This is a genomic window from Actinosynnema sp. NPDC059797 (genome assembly GCF_042732085.1).
In the GTDB taxonomy this organism is placed as follows: domain Bacteria; phylum Actinomycetota; class Actinomycetes; order Mycobacteriales; family Pseudonocardiaceae; genus Actinosynnema.
Window position 1 is genome coordinate 1 of sequence record NZ_JBHWIE010000487.1, and the last position, 4,408, is coordinate 4,408.

General features: G+C 76.2%; 2 protein-coding genes. Both read right to left on the reverse strand.

The window, feature by feature from the left end:
- Positions 1–253, reverse strand: a 253-nt coding sequence (locus ACFV4N_RS40305) for a polyketide synthase docking domain-containing protein (RefSeq protein ID WP_499677959.1), incomplete at its 3' end; no start/stop codon positions are given.
- 69 nt (positions 254–322) lie between these two features.
- The coding region (locus ACFV4N_RS40310; RefSeq protein ID WP_499677960.1) for a type I polyketide synthase at positions 323–4,408 on the reverse strand (4,086 nt) is incomplete at its 5' end.

Consider the following 4,408-nt stretch of genomic DNA (forward strand, 5'->3'; position numbering starts at 1 on the left):
GGTCGCTGTCGAACAGCGCGGAGGTGTCCCAGCCGCGGTCGGTCGGGAAGTCGCCGATCGCGTCACCGCCCTCCGCGACCAGCCGCCACAGGTCCTCCGGCGACCGCACCCCGCCCGGGTAGCGGCACGCCATCGCGACGATCGCGATCGGCTCCTGCTCGTCGGACTCGGCCTCCCGCAGGCGCTGCCGCGTCTGGTGGAGGTCGGCCGTCACCTTCTTGAGGTAGTCGAGGAGCTTCTCTTCGTTCGCCATCGTTTGTGCCTCACCAAGTCTGCTGTACCGGAGGGGAGTGACGCCCAGGGGACCCAGGCTGGGTGAAACTCAGGCCATGCCGAGTTCGCGGTCGATGAAGTCGAAGACGTCGTCCGCGGACGCGCTCTCGAGCCGGTCGGCCACCTCCGCGGGCGCGTCGCCCGCGACGGTCTGGTTGAGCCGGCTGAGCAGGTTCTGGAGCCGGGTGGTGATGTGCCCGGCCTCGATCTCCGCCGGGCCGAGGTTCGCCGCGGCGACCTCCAGCCGGTCGAGCTCGGCCAGCACGGAGCCGACGGGCGCCTCGCCGTCGCCGACCAGCTCGGTGTGCAGGAGGTTGACCAGGGCGTTCGGCGTCGGGTGGTCGAACACCAGGGTCGCGGGCAGCCGCACGCCGGTCGCGTTGTTCAGCGCGTTGCGCAGCTCGACGGCGGTGACCGAGTCGAAGCCGATGTCCTTGAACGCCCGGTTGGGCTCCACGGCGTCCGCGCCGGCGTAGCCGAGCACCGAGGCCACGTGCGTGCGCACGACGTCGAGCAGCAGCGCGCGGCGCTCGCCGTCGGGCAGGCCCGCGAGCTTCGCGGCGAGGTCGCCGTCCTGCTCGGCGGTGTCGTCCTCGGCGGGCTCCAGCGCCGCCCGCGCCTCCGGCACGGTGTCGATGAGCGGGCGCGGGCGGGACAGCGCGTAGGTGGGCGCGAACTTCGCCCAGTCCAGGTCGGCGACGACCACGTGGCCCTCGCCGCGGTCCAGCACGCCCTGGAGCGCGGAGACCGCGAGCCTCGGCTCCATCACGCCCACGCCGAGCCGGGCCAGGTGCTCGCCCGCCTCACCGGACGCCATGCCGCCGCCGCCCCACGAGCCCCACGCCACCGAGGTGCCCGCCAGGCCGCGGGCCCGGCGACCGCGCACGACGCCGTCGACCACGGCGTTGGCCGCCGCGTAGCCGGTCTGGCCGCCCGAGCCCCACACCGCCGCGCCGGAGGAGAACACCACGAACGCGTCCAGCTCGCGGCCCGCCAGCAGCTCGTCCAGGTGCAGCGCGCCGGCGACCTTGGCGTGGCCGATCTCCGCGAAGTCCGCCACGGACACGTCGTCGAGGCCGGACTCGCGGTGCATGACGCCCGCCGCGTGGAACACCGCCGTCAGCTCCGGCAGCGACTCCAGGAGCCCGCGCAGGGCCTCCCGGTCGGCCACGTCGCACGCCACGACCTCGGCCTTGCCGCCCAGCTCGGCCAGCAGCTCCGCCGCGCCGGGCGCGTCCGGGCCGCGCCGCGAGGTCAGCACGACCCGCTCCGCGCCGCCCTCGACCAGCCAGCGGGCCAGGTGCGCGCCGACGCCGCCCGTGCCGCCGGTCACCAGGACCGTGCCGCGCGGCCGCCACCGGCTCTCCGTCGCGGGCGCGGGCGCGCGGACCAGCCGCCGCGCCAGCACCCCGGCCGGCCGCAGCGCCACCTGGTCCTCCTCCCCGGAGTCCAGCACGCCGACCAGCCGCTCCACCACGAGGTCGTCCACGTCGACCGGCAGGTCGACCAGGCCGCCCCAGGAGGTCGGCCGGTCCAGGCCGAGCACCGTGCCGATGCCCCACAGGGCGCCCTGGTACGGGTCGGCCAACTCCTCGAAGTCGTCCACCGCCACGCCCGCGGAGGTGCCGAACCACAGCCGCGCGGACACGCCCGCGTCGTCCAGGCCCTGCACCAGCACGACCGAGGCCGCCACGCCGCGCGACAGCGACGGGAACAGCGGGTGCGGCCGGGAGTCCAGGCCCAGCAGGGACAGCACGCCGTCCGGCGTGGTGTCGCCGACCGCCGCGCGGACCCGCTCGGCCACCGCGGCGCGGTCCGGCTCCTCCACCTCGACCCGCAGCACGTCCGCGCCGCGCGCGGCGAAGCCGTCCGCGATGATCGTGACGCGCTTGTCGTCGCGCAGGGCCTCCGGCACCACCAGCAGCCACGAGCCGGGGAACACCACCGGCACGTCCGCCTCGACCGGCCGCCACTCGACGCGGTAGCGCCACGAGTCCACGGTGGAGTCCTCGCGCAGCCGCGAGCGCCACGTGGTCAGCGCGGGCAGCACCTGCCTCAGCGCCTCCTCGTCCACCGCCAGGTCGGCCGCCAGCGACTCCAGGCCGCCGTTCTCCACCGCGGCCCAGAACGCCGCGTCGGCGGGGTCGGCAGCGGCGGCGGCCGGCTCCTCGGTCAGCCAGAAGTGCCGGTGCCGGAACGCGTAGGTGGGCAGCGGCACCCGCGCGCCGCCGGGCAGCAGCACGGTGAAGTCCGGGCTGACGCCGCGCACGTGCAGCTCCGCCAGCGAGCGGGCGAACCGGGCCGGGCCGCCCTCGTCGCGGCGCAGCGTGCCGACCACCGCGGTCGGCTGCTCGCGGTCGTCCAGCGTCTCCTGGATGCTCATCGCCAGCACCGGGTGCGGGCTGACCTCGACGAACGCCGCGTGCCCGCGCTCGGCGAGGGTGCGGATGGCCGGGTCGAACGCGACCGTGGTGCGCAGGTTGGTGTACCAGTAGCGGGCGTCCAGCGCGGCGTCCTCGACCCACTCGCCGGTCACCGTGGACAGCATCGGCACCTCGCCCGCGCGCGGGCCGACCGGCGCGAGGTCGGCCAGCAGCCGCTGCTCGATCGAGCCGACCTGCGCGGAGTGCGAGGCGTAGTCGACGTTGACGCGCTTGGCGCGCACGTCCAGCGCGGTCAGGGTCGCGACCAGCTCGTCCAGGGCCTCCGGCTCGCCGGAGACCACGACGGAGGAGGCGCCGTTGACGGCGGCGACCGAGATGCGCTCGCCCCACGGCTCCAGGTGCGGGCGGACCGCGTCGGCGGACAGGCCGACCGACACCATGCCGCCGTGCCCGGCCAGGTGCTCGCGGATGGCGCGGCTGCGCAGCGCCACCACCCGGGCGCCGTCGAGCAGCGACAGGTGGCCGCCCACGACGGCGGCGGCGATCTCGCCCTGCGAGTGGCCGACGACCGCGTCCGGGGTGACGCCGTGGTGCCGCCACAGCGCGGTCAACGACACCATGACCGCCCACAGCACCGGCTGCACCACGTCCACGCGCTCCAGCGACGGCGCGCCCTCGGCGCCCCGGGCGACCGCGATCAGGTCCCAGTCGACGAACGCCGACAGCGCCTCGGCGCACTCGGCCATGCGGGCGGCGAACACCGGCGAGGCGTCCAGCAGCTCGGCGGCCATGCCAGCCCACTGCGCGCCCTGGCCGGGGTAGACGAACACGGTCTTGCCCGCCACGTCGGCCACGCCGGTGACGAGCGCGCCGGACGGCTCGCCCTGCGCCAGCGCGCCGACACCGGCGGCCAGCGCGTCCCGGTCCCCGCCCAGCACCACGGCGCGGTGCTCGAACGCCGACCGCGTGGTGGCCAGCGACCAGCCCAGGTCGCGCGCCGACAGGTCGGGGTGCCGGGTCAGGTGGTCGACCAGCCGCCCGGCCTGCGCCCGGAGCGCGTCGTCGGTGCGGCCGGACAGCACCCACGGCACCACGCCGGGGCGCTCGGGCTCGCGCTCGACCGGTTCGGTCCCGGTCTCCGCGGTGCCTGCCTCCGTGGCGGGGGCCTGCTCCAGCACGACGTGCGCGTTAGTGCCGCTGATGCCGAACGACGACACGGCCGCCCGGCGCGGACGGCCGGTCTCGGGCCACGGCTGCTCCTCGGTCAGCAGCGCCACGTCGCCCTTGGTCCAGTCGACCTCGGGCGTCGGCTCGTCCACGTGCAGGGTGCGCGGCAGCACGCCGTTGCGCATCGCCAGCACCATCTTGATCACGCCGGCGACGCCCGCGGCGGCCTGCGAGTGGCCGATGTTGGACTTCAGCGAGCCCAGCCACAGCGGTCGCTCGCGGTCCTGGCCGTAGGTCGCCAGCACGGCCTGGGCCTCGATCGGGTCGCCGAGGCGGGTGCCGGTGCCGTGGGCCTCGACCACGTCCACGTCGGCCGGCGCCAGGCCCGCGTCGGTCAGGGCCGCGCGGATGACGCGGCGCTGCGACGGGCCGTTGGGCGCGGTGATGCCGTTGGACGCGCCGTCCTGGTTCACCGCCGAGCCGCGGATCACGGCCAGCACCTCGTGGCCGTTGCGCAGCGCGTCGGACAGCCGCTCCAGCACCACCACGCCGGAACCCTCGGACCAGCCCGCGCCGTCGGCGGC